20 protein-coding genes are annotated in these 20,060 nt (G+C 67.0%); 3 read left to right on the top strand and 17 right to left on the bottom strand.

The features are described from left to right. Nucleotides 1-11: 11 nt before the first annotated feature. From ACFQ00_RS04725 to ACFQ00_RS04700, 6 genes are all read right to left on the bottom strand, one after another. Entirely contained in the window at nucleotides 12-809 is a 798-nt protein-coding gene (locus tag ACFQ00_RS04725) for a ferritin-like domain-containing protein (protein WP_381486939.1), read from the bottom strand. Further along, on the bottom strand, nucleotides 802-1,263 hold the full coding sequence (locus ACFQ00_RS04720; RefSeq protein ID WP_381487852.1) for a peroxiredoxin: 462 nt from the start codon (nucleotides 1,261-1,263) through the stop codon (nucleotides 802-804). Before ACFQ00_RS04720 ends, ACFQ00_RS04725 begins: the two co-directional genes overlap by 8 nt. Beyond that, on the bottom strand, nucleotides 1,263-4,025 hold the full coding sequence (locus tag ACFQ00_RS04715) for a bifunctional [glutamine synthetase] adenylyltransferase/[glutamine synthetase]-adenylyl-L-tyrosine phosphorylase (RefSeq protein ID WP_381486936.1): 2,763 nt from the start codon (nucleotides 4,023-4,025) through the stop codon (nucleotides 1,263-1,265). The genes ACFQ00_RS04720 and ACFQ00_RS04715 overlap by 1 nt, the downstream gene beginning before the upstream one ends. 14 nt (nucleotides 4,026-4,039) lie before the next feature. After that, nucleotides 4,040-4,786 carry a NepR family anti-sigma factor gene (locus tag ACFQ00_RS04710; protein WP_381486933.1) on the bottom strand — a complete coding sequence of 249 codons (747 nt, stop codon included), beginning with the start codon at nucleotides 4,784-4,786 and terminating at the stop codon, nucleotides 4,040-4,042. Nucleotides 4,787-4,810: 24 nt separating this feature from the next. After that, nucleotides 4,811-4,951, bottom strand: coding sequence for a hypothetical protein (locus ACFQ00_RS04705; RefSeq protein WP_374594443.1), 141 nt, complete (start codon nucleotides 4,949-4,951; stop codon nucleotides 4,811-4,813). A gap of 69 nt (nucleotides 4,952-5,020) precedes the next feature. Then, nucleotides 5,021-5,815: a response regulator gene (locus ACFQ00_RS04700; protein ID WP_381486929.1), complete on the bottom strand. Its 795-nt coding sequence runs from the start codon at nucleotides 5,813-5,815 to the stop codon at nucleotides 5,021-5,023. 129 nt (nucleotides 5,816-5,944) lie between these two features. Between ACFQ00_RS04700 and ACFQ00_RS04695 the strand changes: the two genes are divergently transcribed. Together ACFQ00_RS04695 and ACFQ00_RS04690 are read left to right on the top strand one after the other, a co-directional pair. Beyond that, nucleotides 5,945-7,618 carry a sensor histidine kinase gene (locus tag ACFQ00_RS04695; RefSeq protein WP_381486926.1) on the top strand — a complete coding sequence of 558 codons (1,674 nt, stop codon included), beginning with the start codon at nucleotides 5,945-5,947 and terminating at the stop codon, nucleotides 7,616-7,618. A 254-nt stretch (nucleotides 7,619-7,872) separates the two neighbouring features. Further along, on the top strand, nucleotides 7,873-7,968 hold the full coding sequence (locus ACFQ00_RS04690; protein WP_381487849.1) for an entericidin A/B family lipoprotein: 96 nt from the start codon (nucleotides 7,873-7,875) through the stop codon (nucleotides 7,966-7,968). Nucleotides 7,969-7,993: 25 nt separating this feature from the next. On the opposite strand, the gene tatC is transcribed toward ACFQ00_RS04690, so the two are convergent. From tatC to argS, 8 genes are all read right to left on the bottom strand, one after another. Next, nucleotides 7,994-8,770: a twin-arginine translocase subunit TatC gene (gene tatC, locus ACFQ00_RS04685; protein ID WP_381486923.1), complete on the bottom strand. Its 777-nt coding sequence runs from the start codon at nucleotides 8,768-8,770 to the stop codon at nucleotides 7,994-7,996. After that, nucleotides 8,767-9,096: a Sec-independent protein translocase protein TatB gene (gene tatB, locus ACFQ00_RS04680; protein WP_381486920.1), complete on the bottom strand. Its 330-nt coding sequence runs from the start codon at nucleotides 9,094-9,096 to the stop codon at nucleotides 8,767-8,769. Before tatB ends, tatC begins: the two co-directional genes overlap by 4 nt. Before the next feature lie 23 nt (nucleotides 9,097-9,119). Next, nucleotides 9,120-9,347, bottom strand: a complete 228-nt coding sequence (locus tag ACFQ00_RS04675) for a twin-arginine translocase TatA/TatE family subunit (RefSeq protein ID WP_381486917.1) — start codon at nucleotides 9,345-9,347, stop codon at nucleotides 9,120-9,122. Between the two features lie 82 nt (nucleotides 9,348-9,429). Continuing rightward, a complete protein-coding gene (gene scpB, locus ACFQ00_RS04670) occupies nucleotides 9,430-10,068 on the bottom strand; it encodes an SMC-Scp complex subunit ScpB (RefSeq protein ID WP_381486914.1) in 639 nt (212 codons plus the stop codon). Continuing rightward, nucleotides 10,065-10,826 (bottom strand): segregation and condensation protein A, encoded by a 762-nt coding sequence (locus tag ACFQ00_RS04665; RefSeq protein ID WP_374594458.1) that lies wholly within the window; start codon nucleotides 10,824-10,826, stop codon nucleotides 10,065-10,067. The genes scpB and ACFQ00_RS04665 overlap by 4 nt, the downstream gene beginning before the upstream one ends. Beyond that, the gene (nagZ, locus tag ACFQ00_RS04660; RefSeq protein ID WP_381486910.1) at nucleotides 10,823-11,830 is read right to left on the bottom strand and encodes a beta-N-acetylhexosaminidase; all 1,008 of its coding nucleotides are present in this window, start codon (nucleotides 11,828-11,830) and stop codon (nucleotides 10,823-10,825) included. Before nagZ ends, ACFQ00_RS04665 begins: the two co-directional genes overlap by 4 nt. Before the next feature lie 7 nt (nucleotides 11,831-11,837). Continuing rightward, entirely contained in the window at nucleotides 11,838-12,755 is a 918-nt protein-coding gene (locus ACFQ00_RS04655; RefSeq protein ID WP_381486908.1) for an SPOR domain-containing protein, read from the bottom strand. Between the two features lies 1 nt (nucleotide 12,756). After that, the gene (gene argS / locus ACFQ00_RS04650; protein ID WP_381486905.1) at nucleotides 12,757-14,493 is read right to left on the bottom strand and encodes an arginine--tRNA ligase; all 1,737 of its coding nucleotides are present in this window, start codon (nucleotides 14,491-14,493) and stop codon (nucleotides 12,757-12,759) included. 210 nt (nucleotides 14,494-14,703) lie between these two features. Here argS and ACFQ00_RS04645 point away from each other — a divergent pair, with 210 nt between their 5' ends. Then, nucleotides 14,704-16,365, top strand: a complete 1,662-nt coding sequence (locus ACFQ00_RS04645) for a GGDEF domain-containing protein (RefSeq protein WP_381486902.1) — start codon at nucleotides 14,704-14,706, stop codon at nucleotides 16,363-16,365. On the opposite strand, the gene ACFQ00_RS04640 is transcribed toward ACFQ00_RS04645, so the two are convergent. Genes ACFQ00_RS04640 through ACFQ00_RS04630 form a run of 3 tightly spaced genes read right to left on the bottom strand, consistent with a single transcriptional unit; the run spans nucleotide 16,366 to nucleotide 19,936 of the window. Further along, the gene (locus ACFQ00_RS04640; RefSeq protein ID WP_381486899.1) at nucleotides 16,366-17,526 is read right to left on the bottom strand and encodes a deoxyguanosinetriphosphate triphosphohydrolase; all 1,161 of its coding nucleotides are present in this window, start codon (nucleotides 17,524-17,526) and stop codon (nucleotides 16,366-16,368) included. Then, a complete protein-coding gene (locus tag ACFQ00_RS04635; RefSeq protein ID WP_381486896.1) occupies nucleotides 17,526-18,812 on the bottom strand; it encodes an SPOR domain-containing protein in 1,287 nt (428 codons plus the stop codon). The genes ACFQ00_RS04640 and ACFQ00_RS04635 overlap by 1 nt, the downstream gene beginning before the upstream one ends. Further along, nucleotides 18,809-19,936 (bottom strand): CaiB/BaiF CoA transferase family protein, encoded by a 1,128-nt coding sequence (locus tag ACFQ00_RS04630; RefSeq protein WP_381486893.1) that lies wholly within the window; start codon nucleotides 19,934-19,936, stop codon nucleotides 18,809-18,811. Before ACFQ00_RS04630 ends, ACFQ00_RS04635 begins: the two co-directional genes overlap by 4 nt. Nucleotides 19,937-20,060 lie beyond the last annotated feature (124 nt).

The following is a 20,060-nucleotide window of genomic DNA, read 5'->3' as shown; positions in this document are numbered from 1 at the left end:
TGACAAGCGGTCTAAGCGCTTGCAAGTGAATCATAAAACGCCGGGGTCAGACCGGCCTCGATTCGCGCCGAGTCGTTGAAAGGGCGTTTGAGCGCACCTTTGAATCGGGAACCGACGAGGTGCTGGAACGTTTGGACCGGTTCGATTCGCAGTTCGTCGCAAAGGTGCCGGAACCAGCGATTCCCTACCGAAACGTGAACGATTTCATCGTGGTAGATCACGTTCAGAATGTCCGCACTAAGGTCGTCGCCCGCCGCGCGCAGGCGGGATTCGGTCGCGGGCGTCACATCGAGACCCCGCGCCTCGAGCACCTGCGGGACCACGGCGAGCCGAGCGAGCAGGTCGTCGGCGGTCGCCATCGCCGCCTCCCACAGGCCGTCGTGTGCGGGGAGATCACCGTAGGCGGCACCAAGGTCGGAGAGCCGATCGGCGAGCAATCCGAAGTGCCGCGCCTCATCGTCCGCCACCGCCACCCAATCGTCGGTGAAGGCGCGCGGCATCGCTCCGCCGAAGCGGCCCGCAGCGTCCCACGCGAGATCGATGGCGTTGAACTCGATGTGCGCGAGTGCGTGGAGCAGGGCGATGCGGCTGCGCTCCGAGCCCGCCCGGCCCCGCTTCGGCATCCGCGAGGGCAGCAGCAGTTCGGGGCGCGGGGGACGCGCGGGGCGATCCGGCATCGGCACGTCGTAAACGGCAGCAAGGTCGCCCGCACGCCAACGCGCTGCATGATGCCGCGAAAGCCGGGCCTTTTCCGCCGGATCGGCCGTCAACAGAACCTCGGCCGCAGCCGCGCCGATCGCCTCAGCCAAGCGCCTGGGCCGCCTTCAGCACGGCTTCGGCGTGGCCGGGCACCTTCACATTGTGCCACACCTCGGCGATCTTGCCGTCGCGGCCGATGAGGAAGGTCGCGCGCTCGATGCCCATGTATTTGCGGCCGTAGAGCGTCTTTTCGACCCAGACGCCGTAAGCCTCGATGGCCTTCGCATCGGGATCGGAGCCGAGCTTCACGCCGAGATCGTGCTTCGCGCGGAACTTCCCGTGTTTCGCGACCGTGTCCTTGGAAACGCCGAGCACGGCGGTATCGGCTTTCGCGAACGCAGGCAGGAGCCCGGTGAAGTCGATCGCCTCGCGCGTGCAGCCGGTCGTATCGTCCTTGGGATAGAAATAGAGCACGAGCTTCTTGCCCGCGAAATCCTTCAGGGACAGCGGGCCATCCTCGCTATCGAGCGTGAAGGCGGGGGCTTTCGAACCGGGCTTCGTCATCATCGTGCCTTTCGTTTGACCGCGAACACCGCCTCCCAGGCGGAAAGAACGGCCCTTTTGGCGTCCTCCAGCGCGGCTTTCAATGCGTCGAAATCAGCCATGCTCGTGGCGGCCGCCATCATCGCCTTTGCCGCCGCGGGCTGCTTCGGCGGTTCGTCGCCCTCGATCAGCCGAAGCACGACGAGGAGCCGCGTCATCAGGTCGTGAGCGCCGAGCACGTCTTCGGGCAGCGCGCCCGCCTTCACGAAATGCGCCGTCGCCGCGCCGAGATCGGGATCGAAGCCCTCGCGGCGCGAAAGCTGCAGGAAATGCACCATGAATTCGAGATCGATAAGCCCGCCCGGGGCGTGCTTCACATCCCACAGGCCGCCGTCGCGGTGAGCCTTCACCATGTCGCCGCGCATCTCCAGCACCTCGGCCTTGAGGCGCTCGGGATCGCGGGGCTTCACCAACGCGGCGGCGATACCGGCCGAGACGACTGCTCGGTCTTCCTCCGCGCCGTAGACGACGCGCGCGCGGGTGAGCGCCATGTGCTCCCAGCTCCAGGCTTCCTCAAGCTGATAGCGCGCGAACGTATCGATATTGACCGCGAGCAGCCCCTGCTGGCCGGAAGGGCGCAGGCGCGTGTCCACCTCGAACAGTGGTCCCGCCGCGGTGCTGACGGTGAGCGCGCCCGTGAGGCGCTGGCCGAGCCGGTTGAACCATGTCGTCGCGGGCAGTGCCTTCGCGCCATCCGACATCGCCTCGTGATGGCCGCTGAACAGGAACACGAGGTCGAGATCGGACTTCTCGGTGAGGATCGCGCCGCCGTAGCGGCCGAAGCCCAGCACCAGCAGTCGCCCGCCGGGGACGCGACCGTGCGTTTCGGCGAACTCGGCCTGCACGGCCTCGGCGAGGACGGCGATCGCGGCGTCGGCAAGCTTGGCGTGATCGCGCCCGACGCGGATCGGGTCCGCGCCGCCCTCGATGATCTGCACGCCCAGCTGGAAGCGCCGCTCCGCCACGAAGCGGCGCACCTCATCGAGCTTCAGTTCGAGCGCATCGTGGCGGCGCAGACGCGCGCGCAACATGTCGGTGAGGTCTTCGGCGCACGGCAGCGGCGCGAACGCCTCGTTCGACAGCATGATGTCGACGATCTCCGGCCGCCGCGCGAGCTTGCCCGCGAGCACCGGCGCCAATTCGAGCACGCGCGCGAGCAGCAACGCGACACGGGGGTTCGCCTCGATGAGCGCGAAGAACTGGATCGAGGAGGGCAGCGCGCCGAGGAAATCGTCGAAGCGCAGCAGTGCCTCGCGGCCCGTTCCCGCTTCCGCGAAGGCTTTGACGAGGCCGGGGAGCGCGCTTTCGAGCTCGCGTTGCGCCGCGTCGCTGCGAAGCGCGCGATAGCTGCGGTCGCGCCAGCGGGCGATGAGGTCGGCGAGGTCGGCGTGCGGGCCGATGCCGGCTTTCTTCAATGCCGCCTTGAGCTGGGCGGGCTGGCGCGGCAGCCGGTCCACCTCCGCCTCGGCGATCAGCGCGTCGTAGATGCGGCCGACGGCTGTCGCATGGCGCTTGATCTCGCGCTCCATCGCCGCCCAGTCGCGGTAGCCCGCGAGCGCTGCCAGATCCTTGCGTTCGGGCGCGCGTGTCGGGATCTGGTGCGTCTGCGCGTCCTCGAGCATCTGGAGCCGGTGCTCCGCTGTACGCAGCACGCGGTAGGCGGCGGCGAGCGTTTCGGCCTCATCGGGCTTGATGCGCTCCGCCGCGACCAGTGCCGCGAGCGCATCGAGCGTCGCGGGCTGGCGCAGCGTCCAGTCGCGTCCACCGAAGATCAGCTGGTGGATCTGCGCGAAGAACTCGACCTCCCGGATGCCGCCGCGTCCGCGCTTCAGGCAATAGCCGGGGCCGACCTCCTGCCGCTCGTCGTAGTGGTCGCGGATCATCAGCGACATGTCCTGAATATCGCGCACCGCCGTGTAATCGAGCGAGCGGCGCCAGACGAAGGGCTCGATGGCGGCAAGGAAATCCTTACCCATCTTCACATCGCCGCCCACGGCGCGCGCGCGGATGAATGCCGCGCGCTCCCACGCCAGCGCTTCGGACTGGTAGTAGGTCTCAGCCCCCCGGATCGGCATGGCGATCGGTGTCACCTCGGAGGCCGGGCGCAGCCGGAGGTCGACGCGGAACACGTAGCCGCCCGAATCGCGTGTCTGCATCAGCTCGACCATGCGGCGGGCGATGCGGACGGCGGTGTTGTCCGGGTCGTCGCCCTCGCGCACGGCAAGCCGATCACGGTCGTAGAGCAGGATCAGGTCGACATCGCTCGAATAGTTGAGCTCGCGGCTGCCGAGCTTGCCGAGCGCGATGGCGGTGAAGCCGTCCGGCCCGGCACCGGGAATGCGTTCGTCGACAGCGATGCGGATCGCGCAGTCTATGGCGCGGTCGGCGAGGTCCGACAGCGCCGCCGTCACCTTTTCGAGCGGCCAGCGGCCCGAGATGTCGGCGAGCGCGATGGCGATCGCGGCGATGCGCTTCGCCTCGCGCAGAGCCGCGCCATCGGCGGGACCGGCGAGCAGCGCGAGTGCGGTTTCCATCAGCGGCTCGGGGCCCTCCGCGAGATAGCGCAGAAGAACCTCGTCCTCGCGGCGCATCAGCGATCGCAGGTACGGAGAGTGCGCCCATGCGCGAGCGCAGGCGTCTACATCCTCGGGCGTACCGGCAAAGCCGGCTTCGGCAAGGATACGTTGAAGTTCGGCCGGCAGCGCTGGCGTCGTCTCCGCCAAGGAGAACCCTTTCGTTATTCGCGCGCCAGCTGATCCACCTGTCCCATGATCTCGTCAAGCGCCGTCGTGCCGGAGACTTTCGAACCACGCCGCGACGGCAGCTTCCCCTCGGCGATCACCAGCTCCAGTGCGGCGCGTCCACGCGCGACGCGGCTCTTGATGGTGCCGACCGCGCAATCGCAGATCGTCGCCGCCTCTTCATAGGCAAACCCGCCAGCACCGACGAGGATGAGCGCCTCGCGCTGTGCGGAGGGCAGTTCGAGGAGCGCGCGCTGCAGATCGGCGAGTTCGATCTGCTTGTCCTGCCCGGCGGGCGCGGAAAGCAAACGATCGGCAACAAGCTCGTCCCATTCGCCCTTGAAGCGCGCACGGCGCATCTGGCTGAGGAACAGGTTCCGCAGGATGATGAAGGTCCACGCACGGATGTTCGTCCCCGCCTGAAAGCGATCCCGCGCTGCCCACGCCTTCAGCAGCGTTTCCTGCACGAGGTCGTCCGCCATGTCGCGATTGCCCGAAAGCGAGCGCCCGAAGGCGCGCAGCTGCGGGATGATCGCCGAAAGCTCGTCCTTGAACGCCTTGTCGGAAAGCTGCCCCGTCTTCGTCTCTGCGGGGCTCGCCTCGAGCCGCGCGAGAAGATCGAGAAACATCTGCGGCAGCGGCTGCGTCGCTGCATCGGCATACGCCGAGCGCAGGAAACCCCCGATCACATCCGCACTCATGGGACTGGTGCCGTCCTGACGGCCGATCTTTTGTTCGATCATGTCTCTCCCCCTCGGGCTCCGGCTTCAGCGCGACCAGAAAAATAGCAGCGCCGCGAAGATCACAACGACCATCGTGACCGAAAACAGCAGGATGTAGCGGACGATATGAGGGGTTTCCCCTGCCCTCGCCTGGTTCGTCCTCAGTGTTTCGTGGTCCTGTTCCATGGCCGTTGGCTCCTGGTTGTGAAGGCTATGCCCCTGCCCGCCCATGCACAAGGCGGCGAAGGCGGACCGTCATCGCATCGCCGCGGTGCTGTTGAAGAAAAGCGCCTGCGCGATCGCCGCCGATACGGTCGAACGCTGGAACGGCTTTGTGATGAGGAAGGTCGGCTCCGGACGCTCGCCGGTGAGCAGGCGTTCCGGAAAGGCCGTGATGAAGATCACCGGCACGGAGAAGCGGCCGAGAATGTCTTTCACCGCGTCGATCCCCGAGCTGTCGTCGGCGAGCTGGATGTCCGCGAGCACAAGCCCGGGCTCGGTATCGATCGCGAGCGCCACCGCCTCGTCGCGCGTTACCGCGATGCCGGTCACGTCGTGGCCGAGATCGCGCACGATGCTGTCGAGGTCCATGCCGATGATCGGCTCGTCCTCGATGATAAGCACACGCGTACGCGTCTGCCGGCTGATCTCGTCCATCGCTTCCTTCACGAGACCCGAGACACTGTCCGGGTCCAGATCGATGAGATAGCCGACATCTTCGTGCGAAAAGCCCTCCATCGCGGTCAGCAACAGTGCCTGCCGCGACAGCGGCGTGATTGCGGCGAGACGTTCGTGGGCGGCGCGCTCGAAATCGGACGCGGCCGGCTCTTCGGAATCAACATCGATGTTCGAAGAGGCCCAGATGGCGTGGAAAACGCGATAGAGCGCCAGCCTTTCATCCACATCGCGCGGGAAATCCTCCGGCGCGCTCACGATCGCTTCCAGCGCCGCGCGCACATAGGTGTCCCCATCGCGCTGCGTTCCCGTCAGCGCCCGCGCATAACGGCGGAGCAACGGGAGATGCGGCGCGAGCTTCGCTGCCAATGTCATGTGTTCGTCTGCCTCCTCGAAACCCGGACCACCCCCGAATGGTGGCCGCCCCACACGAAAGTGGCGACAAGCATTGGAACGGTCGAGGCTTTCTTTTGTTTCGCCCCATATCTAAGTTCGTTGAGGACGATGGCTGAAAAACCAGAAATCCAGGGTTCGCGCCAAGATTCAGGCCAAAGTTCAGGCCAGAGTTCAGGCGCACGGCGCTCGCTGTCGTTTCAGCTTGCCGTCGCGCTCACACTGGCTCTGCTGCCGATCGGCATTCTCGCCGCCGTGCTGGCCGCCGACGGCATCCGCAGCGCGCGTGAAGCCGAGCTGGTGCGCGCCGAAAACCAGTTCCGCGCCACTGCCCGCGTCGTCGACGATCTGCTCAGCGTCGATTTCCTCGTCCTGCGTGCACTGCTTCGCAACGAGAGCGGCCTTCACGAGGGTCGAACGTGCAACGCAGAGGCGGCAAACGCGCTCGACGATGCGGAAACCTTCGATGCGATCGTCTGGGCCGACGGTCTTGGCCGACCGATCTGCGAAAGCCGCGGCGGCATCAAACCATCCGCTGCCGAGCTCACCCGCCTGGCGGCGGAAAGCGAGCGCGAATACCTGATCTGGCCGGGGGGCGACCACGTGTTCTTCGCGGTGCGCGAAGAACCGGAAACGGGAAAGCCCGGGCTTGTCGTTGCAACGGCATCGGTTTCGCGCCTGAAAGCGCGCCTGCGCGAGATCGCGGCGATGGAAGGCGCGGCCACCGTATGGCTGGGCGACAAGCCCATCCTCGGCAATCCGCCGGATGACACCGCGGCGCCAGGCGGACTCCTCACCGTGCGGCGCCTCGCGGAGTCCGGCGGGCGCGATCAGGTGGTCGCGGCGGGACCGCTTTCGATCGCGCCGTTCGCGCTCACCACGGTCGTTCCCGCGACCCGTCTTGCGGTTGCAGACGTGCTGGCGATCGCTGCCCCTTCGCTGATGTGGATCGCCGCGCTGCTCATCGGCTGGATGGTCGTGCGGCGCTTCGTCGTGCGCCCGCTGCAAAACATGGCAAGCGGCGTACGCGCATATGGTGCGGGAGATAATCTTGTGCGCCTTTCGGGGCGCGCCGGACAGACCGACGAGATGCAGGCCTTCGCCGAAACCTTCGACGCGATGGCGCAGGACATGGCGGAAGCGCGGCAGGAGGTGGACGCCGCGCTTACCGAGCAGCGCCGCCTGACGCGCGAAGTCCACCACCGCGTGAAAAACAACCTGCAGATCATCGCCAGCCTGATCAGCATTCAGGCGCGCGAGGCGGACGGTGCCGAGGTCGCACGCGCCTATGCCAGCATCCAGATGCGCGTTGGTGCGCTGTCGATCGTGCACCGCTGGCTTTACGAGGAAAGCGACACGCAGGGCGTCGATTTCACGGCGCTGACCCACGATCTGTGTGCCAGCCTCCAGCAGATCATTCCAACCGCGAAGCTCGTCGAGCCCCGCATCAACACGCACCTCGAGCGCCTGCACATCAGCCAGGATGCCGCCGTGCCGCTCGCGTTCCTCATCACCGAGGTGATCGCGTTCGCCGCCCGTCTTGCCGCGACGCAGGGCCGCGGAAAGATGGTGATCGACATTCATGTCCGCCGCACCGAAAGCGGCGGCGAACTCCAAATCTGCTCGGATGCGTTTGGAGAGGACGATCCGCTGGCACCGACAGAGACACGTGCCGCCGCACGCATCGTGAACGGCATGGTCCGCCAGCTCCGCGGGCACCTCAACTTCGATGCCGATGTGCCCTGCTATACTGTGGGATTCCCCCTGAAGTCGCGGGCGGGATAAATTTCTTTCAGGCGATGGAACCATGCCAGCGATTCGCCGTTAATGCGGCACGGACAGCGAACTTTGCCCCCCGCTCTCGCTGTCCCACCAGAGCCCGGTTGCCTGCTCCCCCCGCCGGCATCGGGCTCTTTTCTTTTCTGTGCTGCCCCCGGAACGGTTCGATGAAACCTATTGAGGCCACGACCGTTTTTGATGGGCAGTTTGTCTGGAGAATGAACATGCGCACGAAAACGGGTACGAAACTCGCAGTTATCATGGCCCTGCTGGCCATCACCGCCTGCAACACGGTCGAAGGCGTCGGCAAGGATGTGAAATCGGCCGGTGAAACGGTCGAGGACGCGGCCAACTAAGGTTGGAATGGAGACGGGGGCGCGGCTATTCCGCGGCGTCCCCGACTTCCTCGGACGACGCAAGTCGCGCGGCGCGGCGATCGGTGAGAACAATGCCGATGATGCCCGCCTCGTAAAGAACCATCAGCGGGATCGCGAGCAGCAGCTGCGAAATCACGTCTGGCGGCGTCAATACCGCGGCGACCACGAAGGCCCCGACGATCGCATACCGGCGGAACGCGCGAAGCTGCGCGACATTCACGATTCCCGCACGCGCCAGCAGCATCAGCAGCACCGGCAGCAGGAAGCAGAAGCCGAACGCGAAGATCAGCCCCATCACGAACGACAGATAATCGTCCATCGCGGGCAATGCCTGCTGAGGAATGCCCGCCTCCGTCGTCTGGAAACCCAGCAGGAAGGTGAAGACCGTGGGCATCACCACGTAGTAGGCAAGCGCCGCGCCCATAGTGAAAAGGATCGGCGTGGCGATCAGGAAGGGCAGAAACGCCCGCTTCTCCGCCCGGTAAAGCCCCGGAGCGATGAACAGCCAGATCTGGTTCGCGATGATCGGAAACGCGATCAGGAAGGCCGCGAACAGCGCCACCTTGATCTCCACGAAAAACGCTTCGTAGAGCTTCGTGTAGATGAGCTGCGAGGCCTTCGCCTTCACCAGCGGCTGCACGAGGAAGGCGAAAATGTCGTCCGCGAACGTGAAGCAGACACCGAACGCGAGCATGAGCGCGATGACGCAGTAAAGCAGGCGCTGGCGCAGCTCGATCAGGTGATCAAGCAGCGGGGCTTTGCTGTCGTCGATGTCTCTCATGCCTGCGGCTTGCCGGTATCGGGCGCCGTTTCAGCAGGTGGCGCGTCTTCGACGGGGGCGTCCGCTGCCGGTGTCGGCGGTTCGGGCGTCGCAGGGTGCGCCTTCATGATCGCGGCGTTCTGCGCTTCCCACTGCTTCTGCATTTCTTCCATCTCCGCCTCGCGGATCATGGCGTCGACACCGGTGCGGAAGTGCCGCGCGGTCGCGCGCGCCTTGCCCATCCAGTTGCCGACCGTGCGCAGCAGGCGCGGCAAATCCTTCGGCCCCACGACGAGGAGCGCGACGATCGCGATCAAAAGGAGTTCGGGCGCGCCGACGTCAAACATCTAACCGTCCGGCTGGAGGACACTCAGCTACGCGGCGTTTCCTGCGGCGTTTCGCTGCGGATCGTCTGATCGGGCGAAGTCTGCCCGATCTGGCGCGGCTGGGCGGGCGTTTCGTCCTCGGCGAGCCCCTTCTTGAAGCTCTTGATGCCCTTGGCGAGGTCTCCCATCACGTCCGAGATTCGGCCCTTGCCGAACAGCAGGATGACGACGATGCCGACGATCAGCCAATGCCAGATGCTGAAACCACCCATGGTCCGTACTCCGTTTCCGCCGTCCGCGATATCGGCAGCGAGTCCGCCTCTGTCTAGTCCCACATTCGCAAAAATGCGAATCCTAGAGCGCCTCGTCGTCCATTTCTTCCTCGGCGTCCGTCTCGTCGACCTCCGGGGTTTCGGGCGGCTTTTCGAACTGGAGCTGGTTCATCGCGGCGTCGATCGGTTCAAGGAGCCCCGCGGCCTTCAGCTCGGCGAGGCCCGGCAGATCGCGGCGTGTGGAGAGCCCGAAGTGGACAAGGAAGCCCTGCGTCGTCGCATAGAGCAGCGGCCGCCCCGGCACCTCGCGGCGGCCCGCCGGGCGCACCCAGCCCGCTTCCATCAACACGTCGATCGTGCCCTTCGAGATGGAAACACCCCGGATTTCCTCGATCTGCGCGCGCGTTACCGGCTCGTGGTAAGCGATGATCGCCAGCGTTTCGAGCGCCGCGCGCGAGAGCTTGCGCGTCTGGTCCTCGTCGCGCCGCAGGATATCGCCGAGGTCCGCCGCCGTCTGGAAATGCCACTTGCCGCCCCGCTGCACGAGGTTGATACCGCGCGGCGCATAGCTTTCGGCAAGCGCATCGAGCAGCGGCTGCACCGGCGTGCCTTCGGGCAGGAATTCGGCGATCTGCTCGCGCGTCAGCGGCTTGTCGGCAGCGAACAGCGTCGCCTCGATGATGCGCTGGAACCGGAGATCGTCGTCAATCGCGTCGCTCATTGGCGCTTTCTGAGAAAGAGGGGGGCGAAGCTGTCCGCCTGCGACAGCTCGGTCTTGCCGAGCCGCGTCAGTTCGAGCGCGGCAACGAAGCTGCTCGCGACACTCGACCGGCGGAAGTCGTCGTCGGTGATGCCGTCCGGCAGGAAGCTCGACAGCACGGTCCAGTCGAGCGCGGTGCCGAGCATCGATTCGAGGCGGTCCAGCGCCTCTTCGAGCGAGAACACCGGGCGGCGGCGCACGGCATACTCGCGCGGCACCTGCCGGCCCTTGATCGCGCCGTAGGCCTTCAGGAGGTCGTAAAGTTCGCAATCCCACGAGGCGTTCTTCACCACACGCACGCCCTCAGGCGCGCCGCGCATGAGGACGTCGCGCCCGATCTGGTCACGCGCCATCAACCGCGCGCCCGCCTCGCGCATCGCATCGAGGCGTTGCAGGCGGAGTTGCAGGCGCAGCGCCAGTTCTTCGGCGCTCGGTTCTTCCTGTTCCTCCTTCGGCAGCAGGAGGCACGACTTGAGATAGGCGAGCCATGCCGCCATCACGAGATAGTCGGCAGCAAGCTCCAGCCGCAGCTTCTTCGCGTCGGCGATGAAGACGAGATACTGCTCGACAAGTTCGAGGATCGAGATTCGCGCCAGATCGACCTTCTGCGCGCGCGCGAGGTGCAGCAGCACGTCGAGCGGCCCTTCCCAGCCCTCGATATCGAGGTTCAGGCGCTCGCTTTCGTTGCCGTTGAAGTCGATCGAAACGATCTCGGTCATGCGGCGGAGACTAACAGCGCGTCCCGCCTCGCGACAAGCGTCGCGACATCGGTTTCGCCCTCGGCCTGCGCCCACGCCATCGCGCGCGCCAGGCGGTCGAGCGCCTCCGCCGTCATCGGCGGCGCGGTTTCGCAAAGCAGGGCGTTCTCCGCGAAGTCGCCGCTGCAGTGGAGCGCGAGGTCGCAGCCCGCCGCGAGCACACCCGCAAGCCGCTGCGGGAGCGTACCGCCAAGTGCGCTCATGCCGAGGTCGTCGGCCATCAACAGCCCGTCGAAGCCGATCGTGCCGCGAATCGTCTGTTCGACGACGATCTTCGATTGCGAAGCACAGGCATCAGGGTCGAGCGCTTCGTAAAGCACATGCGCGGTCATCGCCATCGGCGCGGATGCGAGCGCGCGGAACGGCGCGAAATCGGCTTCGAGCGCAGCGATGCCCGCCGTCACCACTGGCAGTTCAAGGTGGCTGTCCGCCGCCGCGCGCCCATGCCCCGGGATGTGTTTGACCACGCCGACGACACCGCCCGCGCGAAGGCCGCGCAGCGTCGCGTCGCCGAGCGAGGCGACCGTACCGGGTTCGAGCGCATAGGCGCGGTCACCGATGATGTCGTGCGCGCCCGGCACAGGCACGTCGAGCACCGGCAGGCAATCGACGCTGATGCCGAGGTCCGCGAGCGTCACGGCGATGGCCTTGGCATTGAGCCGCGCCGCCTCGATGGCAGTGACAGGCGCTATGCCGAACACCTCGCCGAAACGCCGCGCGGGCGGAAACAGCGGCCAGTGCGGCGGCCCGAGCCGCGCGACGCGCCCGCCTTCCTGATCGATCAGGATCGGCAGATCATCGCGCCCCGAAAGCGCGCGGAGGTCGGCCGTCAGCGCGCGCACCTGCTCCGGCGTGTCGATGTTGCGTGCAAACAGGATGTAACCCGCCGGGTCCGCCGCCTTGAACAGCGCGCGTTCGTCGGTTGTGATCGTCAGGCCCGAAAGGCCGAGCAGCAGCGGCGTCACGCGCGGCTCAGCGCACGATCACGCACTGTTCGCCCGCCGCCTGCACGGCCGCGCAGACGCTGCCCGCCTGCGCTTCGGAGGCGATACCGCCCGCGCGCAGACGGTAAAGCGTCTTGCCGCCGCTTTCGACCGGCTGCACCGACTTGCGAAGCCCGCCGAGCGCGCCGACACGTCCCGAAAGCTTCGACCACACCTGATCCGCGCTCGCCGTGCTGTTGAACGCGCCGAGCTGGACCGTGACGCTACCCGCCGCCTTTGCAGGCTCGGGTTTCGCGGCCGCAACCTTCACCGGCGCAGGCTTGGCCGGCTCCGGCTTCGGCGCCTCTTTCGTCGCGGGCTTCGGCGTCTCCACCTTTTGCACCGGCTTCGGCGTTTCCTTGACCGAGGCCTTGGCAACCGGCTTTTCCACCGGCTTCGGCAGGGCCTTCTCGGCCACCTTCGGCTGCACCTTCTCGGCAGGAAGCACCTTCTGCGCGGGCGGCGGCACCGTCACGCGCGCCGCCGTGCCGGGCTCAGGCACCGGCGCACTCTGCACGGGCGCCGCCGGAATCACCGGCACAGGCTCTTCGGGGATCACGTCGATCGCAATCTCGCTGTCCGGATCCTGCCCCTCGGCGACCGAGTGCGTCAGGCTGTCGGCATCGACATCGAGCCCTCCGGGATTGTCGGGGCGGACCTTGTAAGCCCCCTCCGGCGCCTGAATGAGCGGGACTTCATCCACGGCGGCAACGTTGTCGGCCGTGCGTCCGCCGCCGATCCAGTCAGCAACGAACCAGAGCACGGCAACGAGCGCCACGACGGCGGCGCCCACGATGATCAGGCCACGGTAGGGAAACCCGCCGCTCTCCTCTTCATCCTCGGGTTCCGCGGGTTCGAGCCACGGCAGCGCTTCGTCTTCCTCGTCGTCCCGGTAACCGCGCGCCATCTCAGTGCATCTCCTCGACCGGCGTTACACCCATGACATGGAGGCCGTTTGCGATAACCTGCCCCAGCCCACGCGCCAGCGCCAGCCTCGCATTGGTGATGCCGGGATCATCCGCGATCAGATAGCGCTTCGAAGGATCATCGTTGCCCCGGTTCCAGTTGGCGTGGAACGCGGCGGCGAGATCGCCGAGGTAGAAGGCGATGCGGTGCGGCTCGTGCGCGTTCGCCGCCGCCTCGACGATACGCGGCCACTGCGCGGCAAACCGCACGAGATCGAGTTCGGTCTCGTCGAGCCGGGCGAGATCAGCCGCCGTCGGCGCGCCGACGGTAAAGCCGGCCTCCGCCGCGCGGCGTGCGAGCGAATGGATACGGGCGTGCGCGTATTGCACGTAGAAAACCGGGTTGTCCTTCGATTGCTCGACAACCTTGGCGAAATCGAAGTCGAGCGGTGCATCAGCCCGGCGCGTCAGCATCATGAAGCGCACCACATCCTTGCCGACCTCGCGCACCACGTCCGCGAGCGTGACGAACGAGCCCGAGCGCTTCGACATCTTCACCGGCTCGCCCGCACGGAACAGGCGCACCATCTGCACCAGCTTCACGTCGAACGGCTTGCCGCCGGTAAGCGCCGCGACCGCCGCCTGAATACGCTTCACCGTACCCGCATGGTCGGCGCCCCAGATGTCGATAAGCTGGTCGGCACGCTCGGCCTTGCGCTTGTGGTAAGCCATGTCGGCGCCGAAATACGTCCACGAGCCGTCGGATTTCTTGAGCGGACGGTCGACGTCGTCGCCGAACGCGGTGGAGCGGAACAGCGTCAGTTCCACCGGTTCCCAGTCGTCGGGAAGCTCGCCCTTCGGCGGTTCGAGCACACCTTCGTAGACATAGCCCTTTGCGCGCAGTTCGGCCTCGGCGCGGTCCGCCTCGCCCGCCGCCTGCACCTCGGCTTCCGAGGAAAACAGATCGTGGTGGATGCCGAGCAGCGCAAGGTCTGCCTTGATGAGCGCGAGCATGGCATCGACGGCGCGCGTGCGGAACAGCGCCAGCCATTCGCTCTCCGGCTTGCCCACATGAGCATCGCCGAATTCGGCCGCGAGCGCCTCGCCGACCGGCTTCAGATAGTCACCCGGATAGAGACCTTCGGGAATCTCGCCGATATCCTCGCCCAGCGCCTCGCGGTAGCGCAGGTGCGCCGAGCGTGCGAGCACGTCCACCTGCCCGCCCGCGTCGTTCACATAATATTCGCGCGTCACCTCGTGGCCCGCGAATTCGAGCAGCGCGGCGAGCGCGTCGCCGACGACGGCGCCCCGGCAGTGGCCCATGTGCATCGGCCCCGTGGGGTTCGCCGACACATATTCGACGTTGACGTGAACACCCTTCCCCACGCCCGTGCGGCCATATTCGCCACCCGCCGCAAGAATGGCGTTCAACTCGCCGATCCAGACGGCGGGATCGAGGCGGATGTTGATGAAGCCCGGCCCTGCAACGTCCACGGACGCGACACCCGCCGCCTTGGCAAGCTCTCCGGCCAGCGGCTCGGCGATGGCGCGCGGCGGCTTGCCCGCGGGCTTCGCGAGCACCATCGCGGCGTTGGTGGCGAGGTCGCCGTGCGACGGATCACGCGGGGGCTCCAGTGCCACCGCCTTGCGGTCGAGCCCGGCCGGGATCGTCCCCGCCGCTTCCAGCGCATCGAGCGCGGCGTGGACCGCCGCCGTATAAGTTTCAAAAACAGTGCTCACGACCAGGCCTGCTATCTGCAAAGATGAGATTTGCCCGGGGCCTTACACCGCTTTCACCGCGCGCGCCAAGCATCCGTCGCCGTTTCCTGGCCGGAGCGTGCCGCAGGCGCTGGGCGCATTTCGAAATTCATCCGTAACGGTTTCTTATCGCCCTCGGCGCATGGTGGGCTGACAAGAGCCCCCTTCCACGAGTATGCGTGCGCCGTCCTTATGTACCGCGTAATTGCCTTTGCGTTTCTGTTGCTTATCGCCGCCGCAGCGGGCGGTGAGGCGCGCGCGGATGCCCGCTTCTGCCATGCGGTAACGGACCTTTCGGCGGCGAGTCCGGGCGCATTCGATTGTTCCGCCGAGCCCGCCGACTATCGTCAGCGCAGCCTGTGGCTGAAGATCGAGGCGCCCGCCGATTCGCGGATCGTCTATGTTCATCAAACGCGCTTCGAGCGGCTGACGGCGGTTTTCCTGTATGCCGACGGCCGAAGCGCCTCGCAAACCGTGCGCCGCGGCAACTACGGAACGCACTGGCGGATCGGCGGGCAGATCGCGTTCGAACCGCCGATGCTCGCCGCGCCGGTGAAGACCGTGCTTCTGCGTTTCGATGGGCTTGCGAGCCACGAACTGCTCAGAATCCGTCTGCCCGATCCCGATGAAGCCAACGCGCAGGCGGCCGTGTTGCCGGTGATCGTCGGCAGCGCGATCACGCTGCTCGCGCTCGGCGCGCTTTACACGCTGTCGGTGGGCGTGGCGCTGCGCCGCGTATACTTGCTGTGGCATGGGCTCTGGGCGGTCACGATGGTCGCGTGGGGCCTGCTCTGGTCACAGCTCGCGCTGATCGTCGCGCCTGATCTCGCGGGCTGGTCCTCGCAGATTTGCACCTTTCTCGCCTGCCTTGCCGTTACGCTCGCCACGGTCAGCGGTGTGATGGCACTGGGGAAGGACATGGGGCCGCGCGCGCTCCGCATCGGTACGCTCGCGCTCGGGCTCTTCATCATGCCTTTCGGCATTCTCGTCTCGCTGGAAACGGGACCAGCGCTTGGCTGGCAGGTCGTGGTTCTCGGCGCGCTCACCCTGTCGGTACTCGCGCTTGTGACGCTCAGCCTCGTCAACGCCTGCCGCGCCGGAAACGCCGATGCGAAGGCGCTTGCCTGGGCTTGGGCGCTGCCGATGGCAACGCTTGCGCTGGTTCAGGTCGTCAATGTGGACGACTGGCTCTATGGCGGCGGCTCCCAGGTGGTGATGCTCGTTGCCGCGGCATTGCAGACCGTGTGGCTTTCGATCGCCGTCACGCTGCGGATCGCGCACCTCCGGGAGGAGCGCGACAGGGCGCGCGCAGCCGAAGCGCGCATGAGCGAGCTTGCCAGCCGCGATGCGTTGACGGGCCTCCTCAACCGGCGCGGTTTCGTGGACCGTGCCGAGTTCATGATCGAGGGCCGCGCCGCGCCGGGCGAGCACTTCGGCCTGCTGCTCATCGACGTCGACCATTTCAAGCGCGTCAACGACAGCTATGGACACGAAGCGGGCGACGCCGTGCTGTGCCGGATCGCGCGCCGCCTCGAACGCTGGGAAGGGCCGCTGTGCGTCGCGGGACGCATCGGCGGCGAGGAGTTCGTGCTCGGCGTCACCGGGCTCACCCCCATCGGCATCCGCCAGTTCGCCGAAAGCGTGCGGCGCGGCATCGCCGATCTGCAGCATCCCGAGCTTCGTACCGGCCATGCCGTCACGGTCAGCATCGGCGTCGCATCGGCGGACCACGCGCTCAGCTTCCAGCGCCTCTACGGCTGGGCCGATCAGGAACTCTACAAGGCGAAAGCAAACGGCCGGAACCGCGTGATCTTCCGGGGAAGCGACCGCAACGCGCAGGCGGTCGCCGGCTGATCAGATAATCGCGCCCGGCGGGAAGGCGATTTGTCCGCCAAGCGCCTCGAAGCTCTTCAGCGCATAGCGATCGGTCATGCCCGCTATGAAATCGGCGATGTGGCGCGCGCGCGCCGGTTCGTCCTCGGGCAGGCGCGCCAGCCAATCCGCGGGCAGCTTCGAAGGATCGTCGTGGAGCTTGTCGAACAGTTCGCCCGTTACCGCGGCGGCAGGCTCGCGCATCGCGAGGTTACGCGCGTGGAAATACATGTTCGCGTAGAGGAAGCGCTTGAGGTCGCGCTCCGCCGCCTGCATCGCCTCCGAGAAACCGACCACGGGCGCTCCCGCCCGGCGGATGGCATCCACATCGGCAGGCGCGAGCACCGCGAGACTTCGAACGGTTTCCTCGATCAGGTCGTCGGCCATCCGCCCGATCTGGAACCGTACGAGTTCTGCGGCGAGTCTGTCGTCGGGGGCGCCTGGATGCCGCGCGCGCACTGCGTCCAGACATTCGGCGACGAGCGGCACTGCCGCCGCGACCTCGCCGAGCGTGAACAGCCCGGCGCGGAGGCCGTCGTCGAGATCATGGTTGTCGTAGGCGATGTCGTCGGCAAGCGCGGCGAGCTGAGCCTCCGGCCCGGCGTGCGTTCCGAGGTCGAGATCGTGGAGCGCGTTGTAGTCGCCCAGTGCCCAGCCCGGCGCCGTCACCGGTCCATTGTGTTTGGCGAGACCCTCCAGCGTCTCCCACGAGAGGTTGAGCCCATCGAAATCGGCGTAGCGGACCTCGAGCGCGGTCAACATGCGGATCGTGTGACCGTTGTGGTCGAACCCGCCCCACGGCGCCATGCGCTCGGCAAGCACGTCCTCGCCGACATGGCCGAACGGGGGATGCCCGAGGTCGTGCGCGAGGCAGAGCGCTTCGGTCAGGTCTTCGTTGAGCTGCAGCGTGCGCGCGATGGCGCGGCCGATCTGCGCGACTTCAAGACTATGCGTCAGCCGCGTGCGGAAATGGTCGCCGTCCGGCGACACGAACACCTGCGTCTTGTGTTTCAGGCGGCGGAAGGCCGTAGAATGGATGATGCGATCGCGGTCGCGCTGAAACGCATCGCGGCGCACGCTCGGGCTTTCGGAATGAAGCCGCCCCCGCGAAGCTGCAGGGTTCGAGGCGTACGGCGCCAGCATCAGAGCGGCGCGATGGCGGACCCGGCCGGCGCGCGGTTGATATAGGAGTCCACACCCGCCGCCTTCAGCCGCCGCGACACCTTCTGCGCGTCGTCCGCCGAGCGGAACGGGCCGATCAGCAGGCGGTGCGTGCCGGCGGCATTCTGCACATAGGCGTTGTAGTTACCGATCGTGCTCGCCTTGCGCTTGAAGCGCGCGAGATCGCTCGAAACAAGCGCACGGTCCGGGCTGCTCGAAAGCTGCAACCAGACATACGCTGCCTTGAGCTGCGCCGCCGAAAGCTTCGGCAGCCCGGCGGGGAGCGGTTCCGGCTTCGGCGCGGGTTTGGCTGTAGCAGGCTTGGCAGGCGCAGGCGCAGGCTTTTCGGGCGCGGGCTCCAGCACACGCGGCGGCGCTGTTTCGATCACTGCCGCCTCGACTACAGGTTCGGGCGGCGGCGGTGGCGCCTGTACGACCGCCGGGGCCTGCGCCGGTTTGCCGACATCGGGCAGGATGCCGAGATGCACGGCAGCCGCCTTCGCCGCCGGGGTCGGCAGGCTGGCGATACGTTCGAGGACGTCGCCCGCCGCGGCGGCGGCCTGCGGGCTGAGATTTGCGGTTGCGATGCGCCGCGCGAGATCGCGCCGCCCGCCGAGCGCGTGGACGAGCACCAGCGTGCGCTCGAAGCTCGCCTGTCCGGACGCTTTTTCCGCTTCGGGCTGCAATATCTGCATCGCCGCCTCGTTGTCGCCGCCGATCGCAAGGCTGAGCGCCAGATGCTCGATGATCGATCGGTCGCCCGGTACGCGCTGCATCGCGTCCGCATAGGCGATCTGCGCGTTGCGGCTTTGCCCGAGCAGATCGAAAGCGAGGCCGCGCTGCATGGCGATCGCCGCGGCCGGTCCGCCCGCCGCCTCGGCGAGCGCGAACGATTTCTGCGCCTCCGTCGGCCGGTTCTGCTGCACGAGCGCCGCGCCGACCGCAAGGTGGGCGAGCCCGTCCTTCGGCGTCGCGCGCACCCAGCGCTCCGCATAGGAGAGCGCCTGCGGCATCCGCATCGCGAGCGCGACCTCGGTCGATGCCCGGAGCGCAGGCACGAAACCGGGATCGATGCCGAGCGCGCGCTCGTAGAAGCTCAGCGCCAGCATGAAATCGCCGGAATTGCGGGCATGATCGCCGATGGTGACAAGCCGCGCCGGATTGTTCAGCGCCGCGACCGTACCGTCATCCTTCTCCTTGCGCGCCTGTGCAAACGACGGGTCCGCCGTCGCCGCGAGCAGCAGCAGGGCAGCAGCGGCGCGCATCATGTGGCGATCGCCTTCGCGCCCGCCAGCGCCGCGATCTCGGCCTCCGAATAGCCGAGTTCGCCGAGGATCGCCGCCGTGTCCGCCCCGGAACGCGGCGTCGGGGTCGGCGTGTCGGTCCGCGTTTCCGAGTAGCGCGGCGCGGGCGCGGGCTGTGTCATGCCGCCCACATCGACGAACGTACCGCGCGCCGCGTTGTGCGGATGCAGGGGCGCCTCGGCGAGCGACAATACCGGCGCGAAGCACACGTCCGTGCCTTCCATGAGCGCGCACCACTCCGCGCGCGTCTTCGTGAGGAACAGCGCCGTCAGCTTGGCCTTGAGCGGCCCCCAACGCGACGGGTCCATCTGCGCGTCGAATTCAGGATCGTTCTCAAGCCCCGCGATGCGGCGAAGCGCGGCGTAGAACTGCGGCTCGATCGCACCGATCGAGACATGACCGCCGTCCTTGCATTCGTAGGTGTCGTAGAAGTGCGTGCCCGTATCGAGCAGGTTGACGCCGCGCTCGTCCTTCCACGCGCCCTGCCCGAAGAAGCCCCAGATCATGCCCATCAGCACAGCGGAGCCATCGGTCATCGCCACGTCGAGCACCTGGCCCCTACCCGTCTTCTGCGCCGAAAGCAGCGCCGCGGCCATGCCGAACGCGAGCATCATGCCGCCCCCGCCGAAATCGCCGACCATGTTGATCGGCGGCGTCGGCTTCTCGCCCGCACGGCCATAGGCGTGAAGCGCGCCCGAAAGCGCGATATAGTTGATGTCATGACCCACGGCATTCGCGAGCGGACCCGTTTGCCCCCAGCCCGTCATGCGGCCATAGATGAGGCGCGGATTGTCTGCCAGCAGCACGTCGGGGCCAAGCCCCAGCCGCTCCATGACGCCCGGGCGCAGCCCCTCGATCAGGCCGTCAGCCGTCTTCACCAGCTTGCGGATGACCGCGATGCCCTCAGGCGATTTCAGATCGACGACGATCGAACGGCGCGATCGGCCGAGCACCGTTTCCTGCATTCCGCCCGGCCGATCGACGCGGATCACCTCCGCGCCGTGATCGGCAAGCATCATGCCCGCGAAAGGCCCCGGTCCGAGCCCCGCCATTTCGATGATACGAACGCCCGAAAGCGGTCCCGCCATGCCTCTCCCTTTCCTGTCATCGATTTGCGACGCAGCGTCGATGCGGTCAAGCGGTGCGCGTCCGCAAGGTCACGAAACAGTGAGGGCCGGGTCTGCCGCCCGGCCCTCCTTGTCCTGCCCGATC

Source organism: Sphingosinicella xenopeptidilytica, from assembly GCF_042676985.1.
GTDB lineage: Bacteria > Pseudomonadota > Alphaproteobacteria > Sphingomonadales > Sphingomonadaceae > Sphingosinicella > Sphingosinicella xenopeptidilytica.
Note: the sequence above shows the minus strand (reverse complement) of the source record. Positions and strands in the feature narration are given on the sequence as shown.

Coding starts and splice junctions, on each gene's coding strand:
- ACFQ00_RS04645 (WP_381486902.1), top strand. CDS start 14,704: ATGTACCGCGTAATTGCCTTTGCGTTTCTGTTGCTTATCGCCGCCGCA.
- ACFQ00_RS04640 (WP_381486899.1), bottom strand. CDS start 17,526: ATGCTGGCGCCGTACGCCTCGAACCCTGCAGCTTCGCGGGGGCGGCTT.
- ACFQ00_RS04705 (WP_374594443.1), bottom strand. CDS start 4,951: ATGGAACAGGACCACGAAACACTGAGGACGAACCAGGCGAGGGCAGGG.
- ACFQ00_RS04720 (WP_381487852.1), bottom strand. CDS start 1,263: ATGACGAAGCCCGGTTCGAAAGCCCCCGCCTTCACGCTCGATAGCGAG.
- tatB (WP_381486920.1), bottom strand. CDS start 9,096: ATGTTTGACGTCGGCGCGCCCGAACTCCTTTTGATCGCGATCGTCGCG.
- ACFQ00_RS04655 (WP_381486908.1), bottom strand. CDS start 12,755: ATGGCGCGCGGTTACCGGGACGACGAGGAAGACGAAGCGCTGCCGTGG.
- ACFQ00_RS04665 (WP_374594458.1), bottom strand. CDS start 10,826: ATGACCGAGATCGTTTCGATCGACTTCAACGGCAACGAAAGCGAGCGC.
- ACFQ00_RS04675 (WP_381486917.1), bottom strand. CDS start 9,347: ATGGGTGGTTTCAGCATCTGGCATTGGCTGATCGTCGGCATCGTCGTC.
- ACFQ00_RS04635 (WP_381486896.1), bottom strand. CDS start 18,812: ATGATGCGCGCCGCTGCTGCCCTGCTGCTGCTCGCGGCGACGGCGGAC.
- ACFQ00_RS04710 (WP_381486933.1), bottom strand. CDS start 4,786: ATGATCGAACAAAAGATCGGCCGTCAGGACGGCACCAGTCCCATGAGT.
- tatC (WP_381486923.1), bottom strand. CDS start 8,770: ATGAGAGACATCGACGACAGCAAAGCCCCGCTGCTTGATCACCTGATC.
- ACFQ00_RS04695 (WP_381486926.1), top strand. CDS start 5,945: ATGGCTGAAAAACCAGAAATCCAGGGTTCGCGCCAAGATTCAGGCCAA.
- scpB (WP_381486914.1), bottom strand. CDS start 10,068: ATGAGCGACGCGATTGACGACGATCTCCGGTTCCAGCGCATCATCGAG.
- ACFQ00_RS04700 (WP_381486929.1), bottom strand. CDS start 5,815: ATGACATTGGCAGCGAAGCTCGCGCCGCATCTCCCGTTGCTCCGCCGT.
- ACFQ00_RS04690 (WP_381487849.1), top strand. CDS start 7,873: ATGGCCCTGCTGGCCATCACCGCCTGCAACACGGTCGAAGGCGTCGGC.
- ACFQ00_RS04630 (WP_381486893.1), bottom strand. CDS start 19,936: ATGGCGGGACCGCTTTCGGGCGTTCGTATCATCGAAATGGCGGGGCTC.